Here is a 21,679-nt window from a genome sequence, read left to right as displayed (position 1 = left end):
GCGGCTTCCGCTCGTCCTCCCGGCTCCAGAAGGGCACGTGTTCCATGAACGACCTCACAGGCAAGGTGGCCCTGGTCACCGGCGGATCGAAGGGGATAGGCAAGGCGATCGCGCGTGAACTCGCCACGCGCGGCGCCGCGATCGTCCTCAACTACTTCCACTCCCACGACCAGGCCAAGGCCACCCGCGACGAACTGACCGCAGAGGGCCACCGGGTCGACCTGATCCGTGCGTCGGTGGCCAGGCAGGAGCAGGTCGACCGGATGTTCGCGGAGATCGACCGGCTGCACGGCCGGCTCGACATCCTCGTCAACAGCGCCGCCGACGGCGCTCTGCTGCCGTCGGCGTCGGTCACCGACGAACACCTCGACAAGGCCATCGAGATCAACTACAAGGGCGGGCTGCGCTGCGCACGCGCCGCCGCGCCGCTGATGGCCAGGGGCGGTGGCGGCTCGATCGTCACGGTCTCCGCACTCGGCGGCTCCCAGATGGTGATGGCCAACTACCTGGCCTGCGCACCGGCGAAGGCCGCGGCCGAGGCCGCTTCGCGGTACCTGGCGGTGGAGCTCGCCCCGCTGGGGATCCGGGTCAACACGGCGTCCGCGGCCATGCTGAGCAGCGAGGTGGCGGACAAGTTCCCCGACGCGGCCCGGATGCAGGACGTCATCGCGCGGGCCACGCCGTGGGGGCGGCTCGGCACGCCGGAGGAGTTCGCCGGGGTGGTGGCCTTCCTCGCCTCCGACGACTCCCGCTGGATCACCGGCCAGGTCGTACTCGCCGACGGCGGGCTCACGCTCGGCGCGGCCCTGCTGTCGCCTCCCGCGGAGGACCGGGCGGTGCAGGCACCGGCGGCCACGGTCGGTACACCGGAGCCGACAGCCGAAGCACCGCTTGCGGTGGCCGATTCCGATTCCTCCGAAGCCGAGGTATCCGAAGCCGAGGTCTCGGAGGCGGAGTTCGGGGACGACTCGATCGCCGTCGTCGGCATGGGTCTCGCCGTCGCCGGGGCCAACAGCCCCGAGGAGTTCTGGAAGCTCCGCATGACCGGGGACGAGCTGTTCGTCGAGGTCCCCGCGGACCGCTGGCAGCACGAGAGCTTCCACTCGGCGGACACCGCCGCCGAGGACAAGGCGTACGCCGACCGCTGCGTGTTCATCACCGGATTCGAGCCCGCAGAGGGCGCCCTGGACGGCATGGAGGGGAGCGCCGACGACCAGGAGCTCACCACCCAGTGGCTGCGCCACAGCCTGGTCCAGGCGCTCGACGGGGTCCGCCGCACCGACACCGACAACTGCTCCTTCGTCGTCGGCTACACCCCGGACGGCAGCCAGCACCTGGAGGAGGCCGGGGTCCTCGACAGCGTCAGCAGGATGACGCACGACATCATCGACGACCTGGCGCTGTCCGACGGCGAGCGGCAGGAGCTGCGCGGCGGCATGGACGAGTCCCTGGCCCGCCGCTACCGGCGCGGCGGCCAGAACCCCTCCCGGTTCCTGCCGCACCGGGTCGGAGAGCTGGCCATGCAGGGCATCCTGCCGTCGTCCACCGAGCTCCACATGGTCGACACCGCGTGCTCCTCCTCGCTGTACGCCATCGACATCGCGGCCAAGGGCCTGCTGATGGGCAAGCAGGACATCGCCGTGTGCGGCGGGGCGTTCGCCCTGGCGCCGCGCGGCACCGTGCTCTTCTCCAAGCTCCAGGGCCTTTCCAAGAGCGGCCAGGTGCACTCCTTGGACGAGGCGGCCGACGGCGTGATCTTCGCCGACGGCGCCGCCCTGGTCGTGCTCAAGCGGCTCAGCAAGGCCCAGGAGGACGGCGACCAGGTCCTCGGCGTGCTGCGGGCGTTCGGTTCGTCGTCGGACGGCAAGGGCAAGGCGATCTACGCGCCGAACTCGGCGGGCCAGAGCCTCGCCGTGCGGCGCGCGCTGGAGAACGGCGACGTCGACGGCGACGACGTGGACTGGATCAACGCGCACGCGACCGGTACTCCCGCCGGCGACCTCGCGGAGTTCTCCACCCTGCGGGAACACTTCGGCACGGAGCGGGCGACCGCGGTCACCTCCAACAAGTCCCTGATCGGGCACACCGGTTGGGCGGCCGGTGTGGTCTCGCTCATCGAGAACCTCAAGGGCCTGGAGAAGCAGACCATTCCCGGCCAGTTCCGCTTCACCAACCCGCGTGAGGACTTCCGCCTCGCCGAGACCCAGCTGGACATTCCGTTCCAGGCGCAGGAGTGGGCCGGGCGCAGCGACAGGCCCCGCCTCGCCGCCGTGTCCGGATTCGGCTTCGGCGGGACCAACGCACACCTGATCGTCGCCGAGAACCAACCCCGCGTGGCGACGGCCCAGGTGACGGTGTCTCAGCCCCAGGCGAAGGCACCTGAACCGCTGGAGGCGCCCGCCGGGACGATCCCCGCCACCAAGAAGCCGGACCCCGACAGCCGTGTGGTGATCGTCGGCTGGTCCTCGCACCTGCCCGGCCTCGCGGACCGCGACGAGGTCTCGGGCTGGCTGGCGGGCGGGCAGCCGCCGCTCGACAGCTTCGGCGCCGCCTACCCTTCGCCGCCGTTCAACGAGGTCAGGCTGCCGCCCAAGACCATCAGGGCCCTGGACCGGTGCCAGCTGATGATCCTCCAGTGCGCCCACCGCCTCCGCGACCAGCTGCCCGATTTCTGGGACGAGCAGGCCGACAACACCGGTGTCTTCGTCGGGCACATGGGCCCGACCCGGGCCGCCATGCTGTACGCGAACCGCTGCTACCTCGACGACATCGGGCAGGCCGTAGCGGACTCGCCGCTGGCCGGTTCACCCGCCGCGGGGCAGGTGCTCGAGCGGCTGCGCGACCAGGTCAGGTCGATGATCCCGGAGTCCAACGAGGACGCGTTCCCCGGACAGATGCCCAACATCATCTCCGCCCGGGTGTCGAACTACTTCGACCTCCACGGCCCGAACATGACCATGGACTCCGGATTCGCCTCCGCGCTGTCGTCGATCACGTCGGCCGGACGCTATCTGCGCACCGGCGAGCTCGACTTCGCGCTGGCGGGCGGCATCAACGGCAACAGCCTGCCCGAGTACCGCTCCCTGATCGGCGGCCTGCTGCCTGAGCAGGAGCGGGAACTCGCCGAGGGCGCGTTCCTGTTCGCCCTCGCCACCGAGGAGCGGGCCGAGCGCGAGGGTCTGCCGATCCTCGCGTACGTCGACGAGCCGCTCGGCAGCGCGACCGCGCACGCCGGTGCCGCACACGCGGAGGACTCCGTGCGGTGCACGGAGCCCGAGAACGCCCGCTACCTGGGCGCCGCCGGAGGCCTTGCCGTACTGAAGGCCCTGCACGGGCCCGCCGGCACGGTGGAGGTCTCCTGCGACCAGACCGGCGGCGCACCGGGCGCCAGGCTGCGGCTCACGGTCCCGGGTCCCGCTACTCCCGGCCCGGCACAGGGCAAGGAGCGCGACACCGACGTCACCGGCACCCTGCCGGAGAGCGTCACCGCCACCCTGCCGGAGAGCTTCGTGTCGGCCACGCACACCGGCGACGGCGTCCCCCTGCGGGTGCGCCGCCAGGTTCCGGTGCTCGACGAGACACCGGCCAGGCAGGTGCGGGAGCCGATCGCGTTCCTGCCGGACGGCGCCCTCGTCGTCACCGACATCCCGGGTCCGCTGGCCGAAGCGGTGGATCCCGACACGACGCTGACCGTGCTGTCCACCACCCCGCTGGCGGCCGCACGGCCCGGCTGGCACCACCTGCCCGAGGTCACCCCGGACGCCGTCCGCGCGGCCCTGGGGGACTCCGGGCGACCGGTCACGCACCTGCGGGTCCTCGCGGGTCTCGGCAGCTCCGCACCCGCCGGGCAGCCGCTCACCGAGGGCTCGGCGCCCGTGCTCGCCCTGCACGACGCGACCTACCTCGCACTCCAGCAGGCGCACGCCGGTCTCTCCACGGCCGATTCCACCCTCGTCATGCTGTTCCTCGACGCGGTGCCCGGCGGCACCCCGCATCCCTTCTCCGGCCTGTTCACCGGGCTGCTCAAGAGCGCGGGACGCGAACTGACCGACAGCACCAGCTTCGCGCTCCTCACCTCGGCCACCGAAGCGGCCGACGGGATACGGCGCGTGGAGGAGGAGAGCAGGGCGTACCGGGACTTCCCCGTCGTCGTCGACGCCGGGGGAGTGCGCCGCACCCCCCGGCTGCACGACGAGCCGGCCGCCCTGGACGCCGCCACCCCGGCCGTGCTCGACCGGGACTCCGTGGTCGTCGTCGCCGGTGGCGCCCGGGGCATCACCGCCGAAGTGCTCAAGGCGGTGGCCGCCGAGTTCGGCCCCCGCATCCATGTGTTCGGCAGCAACGACCTGGACAGCTACCCGCCGTCGGTCTTCGAAGGCAGCGACGAGGAGTTCGCGGCCGGCCGGGCGGCGTACATCAAGACGGAACTGGCCAAGTCCAAGGGCAAGGGCAAGACGAAGGGCAAGGGCGGCGGCGCGGGCAAGCGCCCGTCGGTCGCGGACCTCAACAAGTCCTTCGACCGGATGCTGAACGCCAGGGACGCCCGCCACAACCTCGACGTGATGGCGGAGCACAGCGGCGCGGGCCGGGTCAGCTACGTGCAGTGCGACATGCGCGACGGCGCCCAGGTGGAGAAGGCCGTCGGCGCGGTGCTCCAGGAGCACGGGCGGATCGACCTGTTGGTGAACGCCGCGGGGCTCCAGCGCTCCGCGCTCATCAAGGACAAGGACTTCGCGGAGTTCACCTCCATCCGTGACCTGAAGGTCGAGTCGTATCTCAACCTCAAGTACGCGCTGCGCGATGCCCCGCCCCGCACCTGGTGCAACTTCGGTTCGCTGCTGGGGTACTTCGGACAACTCGGCGAGTCCGACTACGCGTCGGCCAACGACTTCCTGGGCAGCGCGGCCACCTATGCGGCGGCCTCGTCCGAGCTCGACGAGTTCACCATCGGCTGGACGCTGTGGGCCGGTGTCGGCATGGGCGCCAACGAACTGACCAAGGCGTACTACGAGCGGGCCGGGTCCTACAGCAGCATGGCGGTCCCCGAGGGCGTGCACCACTTCGTGCAGGAACTGCACGCGCCCGTGCGGCGGGCATCGCTCGTCCACCTGGGGGACGCCGAACGCGCCACCGTCGAGGAGTTCTACCCCGGGTACCTCACGCAGGACCCGGCCGCCGTCGACGCGGCTCCCGCCGCGCCGGAGCCCGGCTTCTTCCTGCGCCGGGTCGTCGAGTCGTCGGCGACGTCCGCCGAGTTCGAGTGCCGCTTCGACCTGGACACCGACGGCTATCTGGAGCACCACACGGTGCGCGGCGAGCCGACCCTGCCCGGCACGTTCGTCACGGAGATGGCCGCGGAGGCCGCCCGGCACCTGGTCCCCGACCAGCGTGTGGTCGCCTTCGAGGACCTGCGCTTCGAGCACTTCCTGCGCGTCTACCGCGACCTGCCGACGGCGCCCAAGCGGCTGCACGCCCGGATCGCCGCGTCCGACGGCTCCACGACCGCCGTCGAGGTGCGGATCACCGAGGACGTGGTCTCACCGACCGGCGTCGTACTCGTCAAGGACCGGGTGCACTTCACCGCCCGGGTCCTGCTCGCCGACGCACTCCCCGCCGCCCCGCACTGGGAGGCGTGGGACACCGCGGACGACACCCCGGTGCCCGATCCCTACCACCAGCCCGGCTCACCGGTACAGCTCACCGGGCCGTTCGTGTCGACCACGGACACCCGTATCCACCCCAACGGCAAGCGGGGCCGCTACGCCCTGTCGCTGCCCGCCGACGACCCGACGTGGCAGCGGTTCACCGTCCCCAGCATCCTGCTGGACGGCCTGGCCAGGGTCGGGGTCCTCGACCTCGTCGACGGCCATCTGATCCCCGTCGCGGCGCCGCTGTCGATCCGTCGCATCGATCTGTACGAGGACACGAACGACCTGACCCTGTCCGGATCCGGCGAGGACATCGAGCTGTACGCCACGCCGCCCGGCTTCGACCTGGCCGCGGACCTGGTCGACAACCGGTTCGTCGCGACCCGGCGGGACGGCCGGATGGTCCTGCAGATGAAGGACATGCAGGCGACGTTGATCGGCTATGTCGACGCACGGACCGGCGAAGCCGTCGCGGCCGACCGTGACTGACCACAGGCGGCTGCCCATGACCGACGAGGAAGGAATCGCAGCATGACATCCGTACGCGAACAGCCGCCCCCGCCGGTGTCCGCCGACGACGCGGGCAACGCCCCCGTACAGGCGGTGAGCCGGATGGAGTGGCAGCTCACCGCCCTGCCGGCGGCCACCGCCGACCCCGCGCGGCTCAGCGGGATGCGGGTCCTGCTGCTCGGCGGCGACCGGGAGAGCGCCGCAGCCGTGGAGCGCGAACTGGCCGGGCACGGAGCCCTGGTGCGCCGTCACCCGGCGGCCTTGGGGGACGAGGGCGGCGCCGTCGACGCGATCGTCGACCTGACGGTGGGCTCCGCGTCCGCCGACCCGGGCGAAGCCTGGCGCGAGCCGCTGATGGAGACGGTGGCCGCGCTGCGCGCGCACTACGACGACTGGTCCACCGAGACATCGGCGCGACGCCTGTACTACCTGGCCGTGACCTACCTGGGCGGCGGGATGGGCCACCATCCCGAGGACGATCTGGCGCAGCCGCTCGGTGGCGTCTGGGCGGGCCTCGCCAAGACGCTGCACCGCGAACTGCCGAACTGCAACGCCCGCGTCGTCGACACGAGCCTGACCGCCGCGCGGGACCTGCCGGGCATCGTCGCCGCCGAACTGGGGCGGCCCGGCGAGCTGGAGGTCGGACACCGCGACGGACAGCGGCTGACCCTCACCCCCGTCGCCAAGGCGGCCGGGGAGCCCACCGTCCCGCTGGGCCCCGACGACTGCGTGCTGATCTCGGGCGGCGGCCGGGGCATCGGCTGGGAACTGGCCCGCTCGCTCGCCGCCACCTACGGCCTGCGGGTCGTGGTGACGGGCCGGGAGGACTTCCCCACCGGCGACGAACCGTGGTTCGGCGTCGGCGAGAGCGAACGCAAGGCGTACGAGAAGGAGTTGTGGGCCGGGCTGCGGCAGGGGGTGACACCGACCGACATCCGGCGGGACATCGCCCGCGTCCGCCGCCTGTGGGAACTGGCCACCAACATCACCGAAGCCAGAAGCAGCGGGCTGCGCGTCGACTACGCCCGGTGCGACTTCACCGACCCGGAGCAGGTGCGCGCCCTCCTGGCGCGCGAGGGCGCCGCGCTGACCGGAGTCGTGCACAACGCGGGGGTGGACACCGCGGCGAGGCTGCCCAAGAAGAGCGACGAGGAGATCCTGCGGACCGTCCGCACCAAGATCGGGGGCTTCCTCAACCTCTTCGAGGAAGTACGCGAACTGGGCGACGGGCAGCTCAAGTTCTTCTGCAGCGTCGGCTCCCTCACCGGCCGGCTCGGCGGGATGGTCGGCCAGCTCGAGTACGCGGCGGCCAACGAGGGTCTTGCCCGGCTCGGCCGGTGGGCGCAGCGCCGCGCCGACTTCCCCGTGATGACGCTCGCCTGGCCGACCTGGGACCGCATCGGCCTCATCTCCAACTTCTCGGCGACGCTGCGCTACATGGCGGCCATCGACATCACCGAGGGACTCGCCAAGTGGCAGGCCGAGCTGCGGGCGGGATCCGAGGGCGAGGTCACCTTCGTGGGGCCGCTGGGCAGGGCGATGAGTCCAGGACAGGCGACCGACTACCCCGTCGTGCCCGACCTGCCGGGCTTCACCGGCACCTACCCGCGGATCTTCCACCTCGGAGAGGTGACCACCTACCAACCGCACGTCCGCATGGTGTCGCACGTGACGTTCGACCCCGAACGGGCCCCGGTTCTGGGCGACTTCCTGGTGGACGGCACGGCCGCCGTCCCCGTGAGCATTCTCCTGGAGAGTGCGGTGCGCGGCGCGGAGTGGATCGTCCCGGAGGACTTCCGGGTGCTGCGGGCCGGCTGCGTGGAGGAGGTCGTCGTACCGCTGGACCTGCTGCGGCTCGACTCGGGTCCTGCCGTGTGGGAGCGGGAGGTGAGCGGCGCCTTCGAGGGCGACGCCTGGGTCGTCGCGGTGCGGTTCCGGAGGGTGTCGGACGCCGGGGAGGGGCCCGAGGCCACCCTGCGCGTCGTCCACGAGTCGGCCGACACCCGCTCACCCGCCCCGCCGCGGCGCGACGTGAAGCCGACGACCGTCTGGCGCTCCGGCCCGCCGCTGCTGAGCTGGCGCGCCTCGGTGGTGCCCGCCGCCGTCTGGTCCGAGGGAGCGGACAGCGGCCTGACCGCCGTGGTGCGGCCGTGCGTCCCCAACGATCTGTGGGCGACGCTCCACGCGCCGCGCACGGCACTGTCCGTCTCCGCCCTGGAGAACGTGATCAGGGCCTGCGCCAGCCAGGGCGAGGGCGTTTCGGTCGCGAAGGACCCCCTGGTCATCGGCCGTATCGCATTCCACTCCGAGGAGTACGGCAATTCCCTCATCGAGGGAGATCCCGCCCTCGGGGTGTGGCGAGTGAAGAATTCGGATTCCGGGGCTCCTGTCATGACCGTTTCCGGCCTGCGTGGGCCGGTCGGAAACGGCTGACCACCCTTTCGGGAACCGAAATGCAGCACCCATCAAAATAATGCAGGTAAATGCACCGCACGGAGATCGAGGAAGGTACACATGTCGAAGCTGCTGGAGAACAAGGCCGTACTGGAGCGCTACTACGAGGAGTGCCTCAACAAGGGCAACCTCGATGTGATCTACGAGGGCGCCGGTGACGACCACATCAGCCACGGAACGGCTCCGAACGGCAAGGAGGGCGTCGAGCACCTCAAGGAGTGGGTGCGCCTGCAGCGCGCGTCGTTCCCCGACCTCCACGTGACGGTCGACGACTGGATCCTGGAGGACGAGAAGGTCGTCAGCCGGTTCACCGCGCGCGGCACCCACACCGGGGAGCCCTACGAGGGCGTGCCGGCCATCGGGCGCGAGTTCGCCGTCAGCGGCATCGTGATCGACGCCTTCGACGGCGGCAAGATCGTCGAGAGCTGGTTCTCCCTCGACGGGCTCGAACTGGCCAAGCAGCTCGGCGCCCTGGGATGAGGCCACCGGCCCCGGCACCCCAGGGTGCCGGGGCCGGCGCGCGACGTTCAGCCCTGGCGGACGGAGCGCGCGTACGCGTCGGTGATGGGTTCGGCGTGTGCCTCCGCGTTACCGGATGCGGCGATGGAGTCCAGTGCCCGCTGGAGGACGACGGTGTCCTCCAGGGTGTGGATCTCGGTGATCCTGCCCCACTTCAGATGCATGAACTGGGTCATGATGTTGTCGTAGCGCGTGCCGTCGGGCAGCGGCCCGCCGATGCGGACGCGGGTCGCCACCTTGGTCATCCAGGGGCCGCCGGAAATGATGATTTCCAGCGGCTCGAAACCGGCGTCGGGAATCAGCCGGAAAACCCGCTGCCACCACAGGCTCATCGCCTCGACCGTATGCCGCTCGCCGGAGAGCGCGTGCTCGCCGTAGAACACGTAAGTGAAATCCGGTGCCAGAGTGTCCACCATGGACTGCCAGTTCCCGGCGTTGATGTCGGCAAAAGCCTTGCGGAGCTTGGCGGCAACGATTCGGTGATACATAAACTGCCTCCCGAACAGGTGGGTCGCTTTTTCCACGGCCCACCGAATTATTTTCCGCTGACGCTTCAATTGATACCACGGCGCCCCGTACAGAGAAATACCCCGATGATCGGGGCGGAGAATAGGAGAGTGGGATGACGACACCCCTGCCCGTGCTCATCACCGGCTGTTCCTCCGGGATCGGCCGCGCCTGCGCCCTGCGGATGCACCGGTCCGGTCTGACCGTGTACGCCACGGCCCGCAGGCCGGAAACCCTTGCCCCCCTGGCCGCCGAAGGAATCCGGACGCTGCGTCTCGACGTCACCGACGAAGCGAGCATGCGCGAGGTCGTCGACCTCATCGAGGCCGAACACGGTTCGGTCGGCGCCCTGGTCAACAGCGCCGGATACGCGATGTCGGGCGTCGTGGAAGAGGCCGGCCTCGACGACATGCGACGGCAGTTCGAGACCAACGTGTTCGGCCTCGCCCGCCTCAGCCAGCTGGTGCTGCCCGCGATGCGGGCCGCTCGGCGCGGAACCATCGTCAACATCTCGTCGATCTTCGGCCGTTACGCGGTCCCCGGCGGCGGCTTCTACCAGGCGTCCAAGCACGCGGTCGAAGCGCTCAGCGACGCCCTGCGCCTGGAGGTGGCGGACTTCGGCGTCCGCGTCGTCCTCATCGAGCCGGGGCCGGTGCGCACGACCGACTTCGGCGCCACCTACGTGGCCAACTTCAAGTCCGTCGGCAAGGACTACGACGCGTTCCGCCGGCGCACGGCCGAGTACTTCGACGCCATCTACACCGGCAGCCGCCGCAGCCTGGCGGGCACCTTCGCCATCCAGGCCGACGACGTCGCCAAGGTGGTGGAGCGGACGGTCCGCAGCGCCCGCCCCGGCGCCCGCAGGCCCGTCGGATTCCTCGCCCGCAGCACCCTCCTGCTGCGCCGCCTCGCCCCGGACGTCGTCTTCGACAACCTCTTCGTGCGGCGCGTGTTCCCGGTGCCCCGCGACGAGGCCCGCCGCGGCCCCGGCGGGGCCACACCGATCGACCGGGCCCGCCGGACAACGACTCCCTCCCCGCAGCCCCGTCACGAAGGAGAACGCCGATGACCGCCACCACAGCCCCCGCCGCCACACCCCGTGACGCCGCCCGCGCGCCCGGCCCCAAGGGAGCGCCGCTGCTCGGCAGCCTCGGTTCCTGGCGCCGCAACACCGCCGAGTTCCTGCTCGGCCTCCAGCGCGACTACGGCGAGACCGTACGCATGAGGCTCGGCCCGATGACGGTCCATCAGGTCACCGGCCCCGAAGCGGTGCAGCAGGTCCTGGTGAAGAACAACGGCAACTACGTGCGCGGCCCGCTCTACGAGCAGTTCAGCGTCGTCATGGGCAAGGGCCTGCTCACCACGGACGGCGACTACTGGCGCGGGCACCGCAGGGCGGTCCAGCCCGCGTTCCAGAAGAACACCATCCTCGACATCGTCCCGAACATCGTCACCGCCACGAACGAGATGCTCGACGAGTGGGAGGCCAAGGCCGCGCACGACGAGCCGGTCGACCTGATGACCGAGATGCTCAGGCTCACCCTGATCACGCTCAGCCGCTCGCTGTTCGCCTACGACATCAAGCCCTCGTCCAAGGTGCTCAAGCACATCGTCGACGACGTCGTCGAGGTGATGTTCCGGCGCGGCACGCCGTCCGAGATGCTGCCGTCCTGGCTGCCCACCGACCGCAAGCACAAGATCGCCCGCATCCACCGGGTCTTCGACAAGATCGTCGCCGATGTCCGCAAGAGCTACGCGCGCACCGGCGAGGGTTCGCTGATCTCCCTGATGGAACAGGCCGTGGACCCCGCCACCGGTGAGCCCTGGACGGACCAGGAGCTGCGTGACGAGCTCCTGACCATCTACCTGGCAGGACACGAGACGACCGCGGTGTCGCTGTGCTGGACCCTGCTCTCGATCGCCAACCACCCGCCCGTGCAGGAGGAGGTGGACGCCGAGATCGACCAAGTCCTCGGCGGCGGCCTGCCGGACCGGCAGAACACGGACGCGCTGACGTACACCAGGATGGTGGTGGACGAGAGCCTGCGGATGCACCCGCCGATCTGGATCTTCCCCCGGGCCGCCGTCGAACCGGACAGCCTCGGCGGTTACGACATCGAAGCCGGTTCGTCGATCCTGCTGTCACCGCTCGTGTCCCACCACAACCCGCTGCACTGGGACAACCCGCTCGCCTTCGACCCGTACCGCTTCACCGAGCAGGCCGTGAAGGAGCGCCCGCGCATGGCCTACTTCCCGTTCGGCGCGGGGCCGCGGCAGTGCATCGGCAACACCATGGCGCTGCTCGAACTGCGGACCATCGTCACGATGATCAACCAGCGGTTCAAGCTGAGCATGATCCCGGGCCACTCCCTGCAGTACGGCTCACCGGTGATCTCGCTGCGCCCCTTGCAGGACGTCATGGTGCGCCTGACGCCGCGCGAACGCACCCACGTCGGGAGCCGCCCCGCGCCCGCACCCGCGGCCGAGGTCGGCCACGACACCGCCGGGGCCGCCGACGGCGTCGCGTCCGTGCGGAAATGCCCGGTCACCGGCGGCTCGGGCGGCTGATGACGAGGTGACGGCGGCGTATAGCCTTGAGGCGTGCTCAGAGAAGTCACCGCGATCCGGTACGTGAATCCGCTGCGGACCGGAGGCTCCGTGCCCGGCGTCGTCGAGACCGACGACCTGGGTACGTACGTCGTGAAGTTCACCGGCTCCGCGCAGGGCCGCAAGGCGCTGGTCGCCGAGATCATCGTCGGCGAACTGGCCCGCCGCCTCGGCCTGCGCTTCCCCGAACTCGTCCTGGTCCACTTCGACCCGGCGGTCGCGGCGGACGAGCCCCACCAGGAGGTGCAGGACCTGCTGCACGCCAGCGCCGGGCTCAACCTGGGCATGGACCTCCTGCCGGGCGCCGTGGACTTCACCCCCGAGGCGCTCGACGTGGACCCGCTGGAGGCGGGCAAGGTGGTGTGGCTCGACGCTCTGACCGCGAACGTCGACCGCACGGTGCACAGTTCGAACCTGATGGTCTGGCCGACGTTCGGCCTCCAGCCGCCGAAGCTGTGGCTCATCGACCACGGGGCGGCCCTTGTCTTCCATCACCGGTGGGGCGCGACGGCGCCCGACAAGGTGTACGACTTCCGGCATCACGCGTTGGGCGGGTACGGGCCGGACACCCGGGCGGCCGATGCCGCTCTGGCCCCCCTCGTCACCGAAGGCATGCTCCGGGAGATCGCCGCGCTCGTCCCCGACGCGTGGCTCGGCGATGAGCCCGGTTTCCCGTCTCCCGACGCGGTGCGGGATGCGTACGTCGACTTCCTTCTGGCCCGTGCCCGTGCCTCCGCGGCCTGGCTCCCGGTGGACTTTCCCAGCCGGGGCGAGCTCGCCGCCGCCGACGCGCGGCGTGCTGCGGCTACCGAGCGGGGCCGTCCGGCCTGGTTGAAGCGGGTTCCTGATCTGCACGGGGAGCCTGCGGCCGAGCAGGACTGGTCGCGACACATCGGTTAGCCGCGGGTCGTATGCGGCTGGTCGCGCGGTTCCCCGCGCCCCCCTACGGGGACATGACTGGGCCCCCGGCGCTGTGCGGTGCCGGGGGCCTGGTCATGTCCGGGGTACGGATCAGCGCAGCTGCTCGTATGCCGGGAGCGTCAGGAAGTCCGCGTAGTCCGCGTCCAGGGAGACCTGGAGGAGGAGGTCGTGGGCCTGCTGCCATTTGCCGGCCGCGAAGGCCTCCTCGCCGATCTCGGCGCGGATGGCGGCCAGTTCGGCGGCGGCCACCTCGCGGGCGAGGTCGGCGGTGGCGGTCTTGCCGTTCTCGAAGACGACGCCCGCGTTGATCCACTGCCAGATCTGCGAGCGCGAGATCTCGGCGGTGGCCGCGTCCTCCATGAGGTTGAAGATGGCGACGGCGCCCAGGCCCCGCAGCCAGGCCTCGATGTAACGGATGCCGACCTGGACGGCGTTGACCAGGCCGTCGTACGTGGGCTTCGCGTCGAGGGAGTCGATGGCGATCAGGTCGCCCGGGGCCACGGAGACGTCCTCGCGCAGGCGGTCCTTCTGGTTGGGCTTCTCGCCCAGGACCGCGTCGAACGACTTCATCGCGATCGGGACCAGGTCCGGGTGTGCGACCCAGGAGCCGTCGAAGCCGTCGCCCGCCTCGCGGTCCTTGTCGTTCTTGACCTTCTCGAAGGCGACCTTGTTGACCTCCGCGTCCTTGCGGGACGGGATGAACGCGGCCATGCCGCCGATCGCGTGCGCGCCGCGCTTGTGGCAGGTGCGCACGAGCAGTTCGGTGTAGGCCCGCATGAAGGGGGCCGTCATCGTCACGAGGTTGCGGTCCGGCAGGACGAACTTCGAGCCGCCGTCACGGAAGTTCTTGACGATGGAGAAGAGGTAGTCCCAGCGTCCCGCGTTCAGGCCCGCCGCGTGGTCGCGGAGCTCGTAGAGGATCTCCTCCATCTCGTACGCGGCCGTGATCGTCTCGATGAGGACGGTGGCGCGGACGGTGCCCTGCGGGATGCCGACGTAGTCCTGCGCGAAGACGAAGATGTCGTTCCAGAGGCGGGCCTCCAGGTACGACTCGGTCTTCGGGAGGTAGAAGTACGGGCCCTTGCCGAGCTCGATCAGGCGCTTGGCGTTGTGGAAGAAGTAGAGGCCGAAGTCGACGAGCGCGCCGGGGATCGGGGTGCCCTCGAACTGCAGGTGGCGCTCGTCCAGGTGCCAGCCGCGCGGGCGCATGACGACGGTGGCGAGCTCGTCGGCGTCCTTGAGGGCGTACGACTTGCCGGTGCGCTCGTCCGTGAAGTCGACGCGGCGCTCGTAGGCGTCGGCGAGGTTCAGCTGGCCGAGGACCACGTTCTCCCAGGTGGGTGCCGAGGCGTCCTCGAAGTCCGCGAGCCAGACCTTGGCGCCCGAGTTCAGGGCGTTGATGGTCATCTTCCGGTCGGTCGGCCCGGTGATCTCGACACGGCGGTCGTTCAGGGCCGCCGGGGCCGGCGCCACCTTCCAGGAGTCGTCCGCGCGGATCGCCGCGGTCTCCGGAAGGAAGTCGAGCGTGGAGGTGCTTGCGATCTCGGCGCGGCGCTCGGAGCGGCGGGTGAGGAGCTCGTCACGGCGGGGCGTGAAGAGCCGGTGCAGCTCGGCCACAAAGGCGAGGGCCGCATCGGTGAGGACCTCCTCCTGCCGCGGCAGAGGCTCCGCGTCGACGATGGCCAGCGGGGACTGCGCTGGTGCGGACATGAGCTGTCACTTCCTTCAGCGAGCTTCACAGGTGGTGCCGTGGCGACCGCCGGGCATTCGCAGTGACACTCAGTGCCACCGGAGCCGAGATACGGCCGTGGGCCCCACATGAGGGAACGGGTGCTTCTGAACAGTGGATACTAGTTTCCTCATAGTGGAAGTTCAATCGTCTGTTGATATCGAGATTCTCTCCGTCGACAGAACGTGTCGCTGAGTGCCATGCCGGTCACTCAAGGTGGATCAGGTCGGCGGGCGTGTCGATGTCGTACGCCTGGGCCACGTCCGCGCACTCGACGAGCGTGATCTGCGCGGCGTGTTCCTTCAGATAGGCGCGCGCCCCGCGGTCGCCCACCGCGCTCGCCGCGATGCCCGCCCAGTGGTCCGCGCCGAAGAGGACCGGGTGGCCGCGCTCTCCGTCGTACGCGGCGGCCGCGAGGGTGGCGGGCGAGCGGTAGGCGGCGTGGACGCGGGCGATCGCGGCGGGGCCGATGCCCGGCTGATCGACGAGCGAGACGAGTGCGGCGTCAGGGCTGGTGCCGGTTCCGGTTCCGGTGCTGGTGTCGGTGCCGTGCTCGCGCAGGGAATTCAGCCCCGCCCGCAGCGAGGAACCCATGCCCTGCGCCCACTCGGGGTTGTCGATGAGTACGCAGCCGGGGAGCGAGGCCTTCTCGCGTACGACGTCGGCGTCCGCCCCCAGCACCACGTGCACGCGCGTGCACCCGCCCTCGCGCAGTACACGGACCGCGTGCTCCACGAGGGGGCGCCCCTGGTGGTCCAGGAGCGCTTTGGGCCGGCCGCCGAGGCGTCGCCCGCCGCCCGCCGCGAGGAGGAGCCCGGCGATCATCGGATTCGTCGTCATGGCTCCTGCATACCGCACCGGGTCCGCCGGGTCGCCACGGCCTGGGGAGCCTTCGGCGGCCGAGGGCGTGTCTTCCGGCCATAAAGTGGCGCGTCCTGCTCCGTGTGGCGTTTACTGGCCCGCGGCCCCCAGGCGTCTGACCAACGCCGTCGTGGGGCCGGCGAAAATCGCACGAGGACTTGCGCACGACGTGGTGCGAGGGGGAGAGCTGTGTTGCAGAGCATGGGGCAGAGGCAAGTGGCCGGCAGTGATGAGGATCCGCGAGTCGCGGAGTTGGGCACCGCGGTGTCCCGGCTGCGCCGTGAGCTCGCCGCACATCCGGTGGAGTTCCCCGACCGGGGCATCGCCGAGGACGAGCTGGCGGCCCTGGCCGCGATGGTGCTGAGCGGCGCCCCTGAGGTGCCCAGGCTGCGCCGTTCGCTGCTGCTCGTCGCGGGCGCGATCGGCTCGGTCAGCGCACTGGCCGCGGGCCTCGCGGCGGTCCGGTGCGCGGTGGAGCTCTTCGGAGAGCCGGGCCCCAGGTAGCTTGTCGCGCCGCCGATCAGGGGCTTCGCCGGTGGGGGATGGCGGCCGGGGGTAGGGATAGCCGTCCGTGGCCGGAGGGGGCGGAGGCGTTCGCGACCTCAGCGGGGGCATACCTCCGCGGTCTCCGCGGGCAGAGCCGTCCCCGGTCTCAGGGTGCAAAGCCCTCCGTGGCCTCAGCGGGCAAAGCCGTCCGTCATCCCCGGGGGCACCCTCCGCGGTCTCAGAGGGCGGCAAAGCCCCCGTCGGTCTCAGGGAGCAACGCCCTCCGCAGTGGCCTCCGCGAGCACCCTTCCGTCCACCAGTTCCACCACCCGGTCGGCCACGGCCAAGCGGGCGCGGTCGTGGGTGACCAGGACCGTTGCCGTTCCCCACTCCCGCGTGAGCCGTCCCAGGAGGTCGAGGACCGCCGCGCCCCGTTCGTGATCGAGGGCGCTGGTCGGCTCGTCCACCAGGAGGACCGCGGGGGCGTTCATCAACGCCCGTGCGATACCGACCCGTTGGCGTTGCCCGCCCGACAGCTGGTGCGGGCGCCGATGTGCCAGTCCTGCCAGGCCCACCGTGTCCAGCAGCTCCCGTGCCCGCTCCCTGACCTCGCTCGAACGCCCGCGTCCGTCGAGGCGTGCCATCAGTTCCACCTGTTCGAGCGCGGTCAGCGACGCGAGGAGATTCGGCTGCTGGAAGACGATGCCCATCCTCCCGCGCCGCAGCTCCGCCCGCTCGGCGGCCGACAGCGCCCCCGTCTCCGTACCGCCGACCATGACCCGCCCCCGATCGGGGGTCACGAGCGTCGCCGCCACCGCCAGCAGGCTGGACTTCCCGGAGCCGGAGGGGCCGACGACCGCCGTCAGCGTCCCCGCGGGGACGTCGAGCCCGACCCCGTCGAGCGCCGTGAGATACCCCTCCCCGTCCGGGTACGTCAGCGTGATGTCTTCGAGGGACAGGCTCATCGGGTACTCCCCAGCGCGGTCAGCGGATCGACGGCGGTGATCCGCCGGACGGAGAGGCCCGCGCCCAACGCCCCGAGGGCGATCATCACGGCGGCGGGCCACAGGACGGTCGGTGGATCGAGGACGAAGGGGACGTCACCGCCGCTGATCACGGAGCCGACGACCGCCGCGATCCCCGTCCCCAGGGCCGTCCCGGCGGCGAGCATCAGGACGGCCTGGCCGAGAGCGTCCCTGAGCAGGTAGGGAGTGGAGGCGCCGAGGGCCTTCAGGACCGCGATGTCACCGGCGCGCTGGATCGTCCACACCGTGAAGAACGCCCCTATGACGAGCGCGGAGATGACGAAGAGGAAGCCGCGCATGAGCTGCAGCGAACCGTTCTCCGCCTGGTAGGAGCCGATGGCCGTGAGCGCGTCGTCCAGGGACCTCGTCTCCGTGCCCGCCGCCTTGTCCCCGGCGGCGACATCCACCCCGCCGCCGGTCCGCAGCGCGATGACCGTGGCCTGCTCGTCCAGCGACGTACCCCGGTGGCCGAGCCCCTGCCAGTCGTCGAGCGCGGTCCACACGACAGGGGTGTGGCTGTACGAGGCGTCCGACGCGACCCGGGCGACGCGCTCCTCGACTCCGCCGCCGCCGAGCCGCACGGTGTCCCCGGGACCGACGCCGAGGTCCGCCGCGGCCTTCTCGGAGAGCACGGCCTCGCCCGGTGCGACGCCCCGCGGAGCGATCCCCGCGTCCGGCTCGACCCCGAAGGCGGAGACCGCGGCCGAGCGGTCGCCCGCGGTGGCGTTCAGGGTGCTGATGCCGATGGGCTCGGCGGACCGTACGCCCGGCTGCCCCGCCCAGCTCTCCCAGGCGCGCTGCTCCACCTGGGAGCCGGTGAAGGAGGCGGACTGTCCTGCCGGTGGCGCGGCGAAGGCGAGGCGGTCGGCGGGCAGGCCGGTGATCGCGGAGGTGTTCTCCCTCGCGAGCCCGGCCGTGAGCCCGGACAGCAGCCCCACGAGCAGAGTGATGAGCACGACGACGGCTCCCATCAGGGCGAACCGCCCCTTGGCGAACCGAAGGTCTCTCCATGCGACGAACATGCCCTCACCCTCCGTCCGCGAAGGGGCCCACGGCATCGCGCCACAGCACGCTTCACCCGAATCGAAGGAGGGAGCACGCGGTCAACCTTTCGGTTGACGGAAACGGGGGCGGCTGCGCCTACGCTGGACGGTCCGATGAACACCTCCACGGAGCCACCACCTCCCGGCCGGGTAGCTCAGCTCGATGTGCCGGTGGTCGCGGCATCGTCGCAACCGGGGGCCGGGCACCGGCCGGTGGGGAACGCCGGCCTCCGCACCCGCCCCCGACCCCGCACCCCCACCGAGGCCCCCATGCTCTCCGCCCCCTCTCCGAGTGGCTCACCGAGCCCCTCCCGCATCACCCCCGTAGCCCTGACCCTGCGCCTCTGCCTGCACGCGCTGCTCGTCGGGCTGCTGGCGCTTGCCGCCGTGCGGGCCGTGGGCGACGGTGCGGGGCGCGGCGGGGTTGTCGTGGCGGTCGTGGTTGCCATGGGGGGTGTCTACGCGGCGGGCACCCTCAGCCCGGCCGTGGCGCGCTCGCAGCGTGCGGCGGCCGTGTGGCTCGCGGCGCTCGGCCTGTGCTGGGCGGCGCTGCTCGTCCTGTCGCCGGCCGGCCTGTGGACGGCCTTCCCCCTGTACTTCCTGCAACTGCATCTGCTGCCCCTGCGCTGGGCCCTGCCCGCCGTCGCGCTGACCGCCGCGGCCGCCATCGCCAGCTTCGTGCTGCACGGCTCGCCCCTCTCGCCCGGCAGCTTCATCGGGCCGCTGCTCGGCGCGGCCATGGCGATCGCCACCGTGCTCGGGTACGAGGCGCTGTACCGGGAGAGCGAGCGGCGCCGCGAGCTGATCGACGAGCTCATGGCGACCCGCGCCGAGCTCGCCGCAGCCGAACGCACCGCGGGCACCCTCGCCGAGCGCGAGCGCCTCGCCCGCGAGATCCACGACACCCTCGCGCAGGGCCTCTCCTCCATCCAGCTCCTGCTGCGCGCCGCGCAACGCGCACTGCCCGCGGGCTCGCCCGCCGCGCCGCACATCGAGCAGGCCCGCGCCGCCGCACAGGACAACCTCGCCGAGGCGCGGCGCTTCGTGCGGGCCCTCAGTCCGCCGGACCTGGAACACGGCTCGCTGGCCGGGGCGCTGGAGCGGCTCTCGGCGTCCGCAGGCTCCGACGTACAGGTCCAGTTCACCGTCAGCGGTACGCCCGCCGAGCTCCCCACCCCGTACGAAGTCGCCCTGCTCCGCACCGCTCAGTCCGCCCTCGCCAACACCGTCCAGCACGCGCGTGCCGGACGCGCCGAGATCACCCTCAGCTTCATGGACACGTCGGTGTCCCTGGACGTGGTCGACGACGGGCGGGGCTTCGATCCGGCGTCGACCACGTCCAGCGAGGGCGGGGGATTCGGGCTGCCCGCCATGCGGGCGCGGGCCCGGTCGCTCGGCGGGACGCTGAGCGTGGAGTCGGCGCCGGGGCAGGGGACCGCCGTCGCGGTCACGCTGCCGCTTCCGACGGCGGCCGTCCTGGCGGGGGCCGCGCTGTGAGCGCCGCGACTCCGGGGCCCATTCGGCTGCTCCTCGCCGACGATCACCCCGTCGTGCGCGCGGGCCTTCGCGCGGTGCTCGACACCGAGCCCGACTTCGCCGTCGTGGCGGAGGCGGCGACGGCCGAGGCCGCGGTGTCGCTCGCCGCCGCGGGCGGGTTCGACGTCGTACTGATGGACCTTCAGTTCGGGGCGGGGATGCACGGGGCGCAGGCCACGGCCGCGATCACCGCGGTGGCGGGGGCGCCACGGGTGCTCGTCCTGACGACGTACGACACGGACGCCGACATCCTCGCCGCGGTGGAGGCGGGCGCGGCGGGCTATCTCCTCAAGGACGCGCCGCCGGAGGAACTCGCCGCGGCGGTGCGGACCGCCGCCGCGGGGCAGTCGGCGCTCGCCCCCGCGATCGCGCACCGGCTGATGGACCGGATGCGGGCGCCCGGCGAGGCGCTGACCGGGCGGGAGCTGGAGGTGCTGCGGCTGGTGCGGGAGGGCCTGTCCAACCAGGAGGTCAGCAAGCGCCTCTTCCTGAGCCAGGCCACCGTGAAGTCGCATCTGGTGCACATCTACGCGAAGTTGGGGGTCGACTCGCGTACGGCCGCGGTGGCGGTGGCGACGGGGCGTGGGCTGATCCGGGGCGGCGGCTGAGGAGGAGGGCAGTCGTAGCTCTCCGCCTGTATGGAGCCGCACGCAACCGGCATGAAAATGCCGGACAGGCTGGATGGTTCAGCCCGTCCGGCGTCCGGCGTCCGGCGTCCGGCGTCTGGCGTCCGGCGTCCGAAGTTCGGCGTCCGGAGTTCGCAGTCCCGCCCTAGGCCTGGGGCCCCGAGCTGGCCAGCGCGGCGGAAAGCTCCACCGCCACTTCCTGGAGCACCGGCACGATCTTCTCCACCGCGGCCTCGGTCACACGGCCCGCCGGGCCGGAGATCGAAATGGCCGCCGCCGTGGGGGAGTTCGGGACCGATACCGCCAGGCAGCGCACCCCGATCTCCTGTTCGTTGTCGTCGACCGCGAAGCCCGCCTTGCGGACCTCCTCCAGCGCGTCGAGGAAACCCTCGGGCGTGGTGATCGTCTTCTCCGTGGCCGCGGGCATCCCGGTGCGGGAGAGCAGGGCGCGCACCTCCTCCGGCGGCGTGTGCGCGAGGAGTGCCTTGCCCACGCCCGTGGAGTGGGGCAGGACCCGGCGGCCCACCTCGGTGAACATCCGCATGGAGTGCTTGGACGGCACCTGCGCGACGTACACGATCTCGTCGCCGTCGAGCAGGGCCATGTTCGCGGTCTCGCCGGTCTCCTCGACCAGGCGCGCGAGGTAGGGCCGCGCCCAGGTGCCGAGGAGGCGCGATGCCGATTCGCCGAGGCGGATCAGGCGCGGGCCCAGGGAGTAGCGGCGGTTGGGCTGCTGGCGTACGTAGCCGCAGGCCACCAGGGTGCGCATCAGGCGGTGGATCGTGGGAAGCGGGAGGCCGCTGCTGGCTGAGAGCTCACTCAGGCCGACCTCGCCTCCGGCGTCCGCCATCCGTTCGAGGAGGTCGAAGGCGCGCTCGAGGGACTGGACACCACCGCTGGCAGCGGGCGGCTTGGAGGCGGCGACTTCGGTGGAGGCGTCGCTGGCGCTTGACGTCGGCACGGCGCAGTCCTTTCGGGGCTGACGGGCAAGGCTGCAGCCTACCGGGCGGTTCCCCGTCGGGTCCTTGACCGGCCCTGGCGTCCGAGCCGGTCAGGGCCGGTCAGGGACCGGTCGGGGAGCCTTTGTCCGCTTCTCCGCCGTCACGTCTGGTGATCGTTTGACGGCCCGGTTGTGCGTAGCTACGTTCTGGTCTGCGGAATTCTAATTCCACTTTGTGGAAACGTCCAGAGCGCATGGGGGGCGCAT

15 protein-coding genes are annotated in these 21,679 nt (G+C 71.4%); 9 read left to right on the top strand and 6 right to left on the bottom strand.

Going from position 1 to position 21,679, the window contains the following annotated elements; all coding sequences use genetic code 11:
* Positions 1-44: 44 nt before the first annotated feature.
* From ACFUPX_RS20105 to ACFUPX_RS20095, 3 genes are all read left to right on the top strand, one after another.
* The gene (locus tag ACFUPX_RS20105) at positions 45-6,137 is read left to right on the top strand and encodes an SDR family oxidoreductase (RefSeq protein ID WP_383323920.1); all 6,093 of its coding nucleotides are present in this window, start codon (positions 45-47) and stop codon (positions 6,135-6,137) included.
* Positions 6,138-6,179: 42 nt separating this feature from the next.
* The gene (locus tag ACFUPX_RS20100) at positions 6,180-8,591 is read left to right on the top strand and encodes a KR domain-containing protein (RefSeq protein WP_383323917.1); all 2,412 of its coding nucleotides are present in this window, start codon (positions 6,180-6,182) and stop codon (positions 8,589-8,591) included.
* 81 nt (positions 8,592-8,672) lie between these two features.
* On the top strand, positions 8,673-9,092 hold the full coding sequence (locus tag ACFUPX_RS20095; RefSeq protein ID WP_383323914.1) for an ester cyclase: 420 nt from the start codon (positions 8,673-8,675) through the stop codon (positions 9,090-9,092).
* A 47-nt stretch (positions 9,093-9,139) separates the two neighbouring features.
* Here the strand turns inward: ACFUPX_RS20095 and ACFUPX_RS20090 are convergent, their stop codons facing one another.
* Positions 9,140-9,655 carry a nuclear transport factor 2 family protein gene (locus tag ACFUPX_RS20090; RefSeq protein WP_383323911.1) on the bottom strand — a complete coding sequence of 172 codons (516 nt, stop codon included), beginning with the start codon at positions 9,653-9,655 and terminating at the stop codon, positions 9,140-9,142.
* Positions 9,656-9,753: 98 nt separating this feature from the next.
* On the opposite strand from ACFUPX_RS20090, the gene ACFUPX_RS20085 reads away from it, so the two are divergent.
* The 3 genes from ACFUPX_RS20085 to ACFUPX_RS20075 are packed head-to-tail and all read left to right on the top strand — an operon-like array spanning position 9,754 to position 13,145.
* On the top strand, positions 9,754-10,707 hold the full coding sequence (locus ACFUPX_RS20085; protein WP_383323908.1) for an SDR family NAD(P)-dependent oxidoreductase: 954 nt from the start codon (positions 9,754-9,756) through the stop codon (positions 10,705-10,707).
* Positions 10,704-12,206, top strand: a complete 1,503-nt coding sequence (locus tag ACFUPX_RS20080; RefSeq protein WP_383323905.1) for a cytochrome P450 — start codon at positions 10,704-10,706, stop codon at positions 12,204-12,206. The genes ACFUPX_RS20085 and ACFUPX_RS20080 overlap by 4 nt, the downstream gene beginning before the upstream one ends.
* Before the next feature lie 33 nt (positions 12,207-12,239).
* Positions 12,240-13,145, top strand: a complete 906-nt coding sequence (locus ACFUPX_RS20075; RefSeq protein ID WP_383323903.1) for a HipA family kinase — start codon at positions 12,240-12,242, stop codon at positions 13,143-13,145.
* Between the two features lie 111 nt (positions 13,146-13,256).
* On the opposite strand, the gene aceB is transcribed toward ACFUPX_RS20075, so the two are convergent.
* Positions 13,257-14,876, bottom strand: coding sequence for a malate synthase A (aceB, locus tag ACFUPX_RS20070; protein WP_383323900.1), 1,620 nt, complete (start codon positions 14,874-14,876; stop codon positions 13,257-13,259).
* A gap of 226 nt (positions 14,877-15,102) precedes the next feature.
* Entirely contained in the window at positions 15,103-15,735 is a 633-nt protein-coding gene (locus tag ACFUPX_RS20065) for an NTP transferase domain-containing protein (RefSeq protein WP_383323897.1), read from the bottom strand.
* 222 nt (positions 15,736-15,957) lie between these two features.
* Between ACFUPX_RS20065 and ACFUPX_RS20060 the strand changes: the two genes are divergently transcribed.
* Positions 15,958-16,260 carry a DUF5955 family protein gene (locus ACFUPX_RS20060; RefSeq protein WP_383323894.1) on the top strand — a complete coding sequence of 101 codons (303 nt, stop codon included), beginning with the start codon at positions 15,958-15,960 and terminating at the stop codon, positions 16,258-16,260.
* A 248-nt stretch (positions 16,261-16,508) separates the two neighbouring features.
* Here ACFUPX_RS20060 and ACFUPX_RS20055 read toward each other — a convergent pair whose 3' ends face one another.
* Together ACFUPX_RS20055 and ACFUPX_RS20050 are read right to left on the bottom strand one after the other, a co-directional pair.
* Positions 16,509-17,207 (bottom strand): ABC transporter ATP-binding protein, encoded by a 699-nt coding sequence (locus ACFUPX_RS20055; protein ID WP_383323891.1) that lies wholly within the window; start codon positions 17,205-17,207, stop codon positions 16,509-16,511.
* The gene (locus tag ACFUPX_RS20050) at positions 17,204-18,289 is read right to left on the bottom strand and encodes an ABC transporter permease (protein ID WP_383323889.1); all 1,086 of its coding nucleotides are present in this window, start codon (positions 18,287-18,289) and stop codon (positions 17,204-17,206) included. The genes ACFUPX_RS20055 and ACFUPX_RS20050 overlap by 4 nt, the downstream gene beginning before the upstream one ends.
* A gap of 291 nt (positions 18,290-18,580) precedes the next feature.
* Here ACFUPX_RS20050 and ACFUPX_RS20045 point away from each other — a divergent pair, with 291 nt between their 5' ends.
* A complete protein-coding gene (locus ACFUPX_RS20045) occupies positions 18,581-19,807 on the top strand; it encodes a sensor histidine kinase (protein WP_383323886.1) in 1,227 nt (408 codons plus the stop codon).
* On the top strand, positions 19,804-20,454 hold the full coding sequence (locus ACFUPX_RS20040; protein ID WP_383323883.1) for a response regulator: 651 nt from the start codon (positions 19,804-19,806) through the stop codon (positions 20,452-20,454). The genes ACFUPX_RS20045 and ACFUPX_RS20040 overlap by 4 nt, the downstream gene beginning before the upstream one ends.
* Before the next feature lie 163 nt (positions 20,455-20,617).
* Here the strand turns inward: ACFUPX_RS20040 and ACFUPX_RS20035 are convergent, their stop codons facing one another.
* Positions 20,618-21,433, bottom strand: coding sequence for an IclR family transcriptional regulator (locus ACFUPX_RS20035; protein ID WP_383323880.1), 816 nt, complete (start codon positions 21,431-21,433; stop codon positions 20,618-20,620).
* Positions 21,434-21,679: the final 246 nt, after the last annotated feature.

Origin of the sequence: Streptomyces sp. NPDC057302 (assembly GCF_042667685.1) — a bacterium.
Classification (GTDB): domain Bacteria; phylum Actinomycetota; class Actinomycetes; order Streptomycetales; family Streptomycetaceae; genus Streptomyces.
The sequence above is the reverse complement of the archived record's forward strand: the minus strand, read 5'-3'. Positions and strand labels throughout refer to the sequence as shown.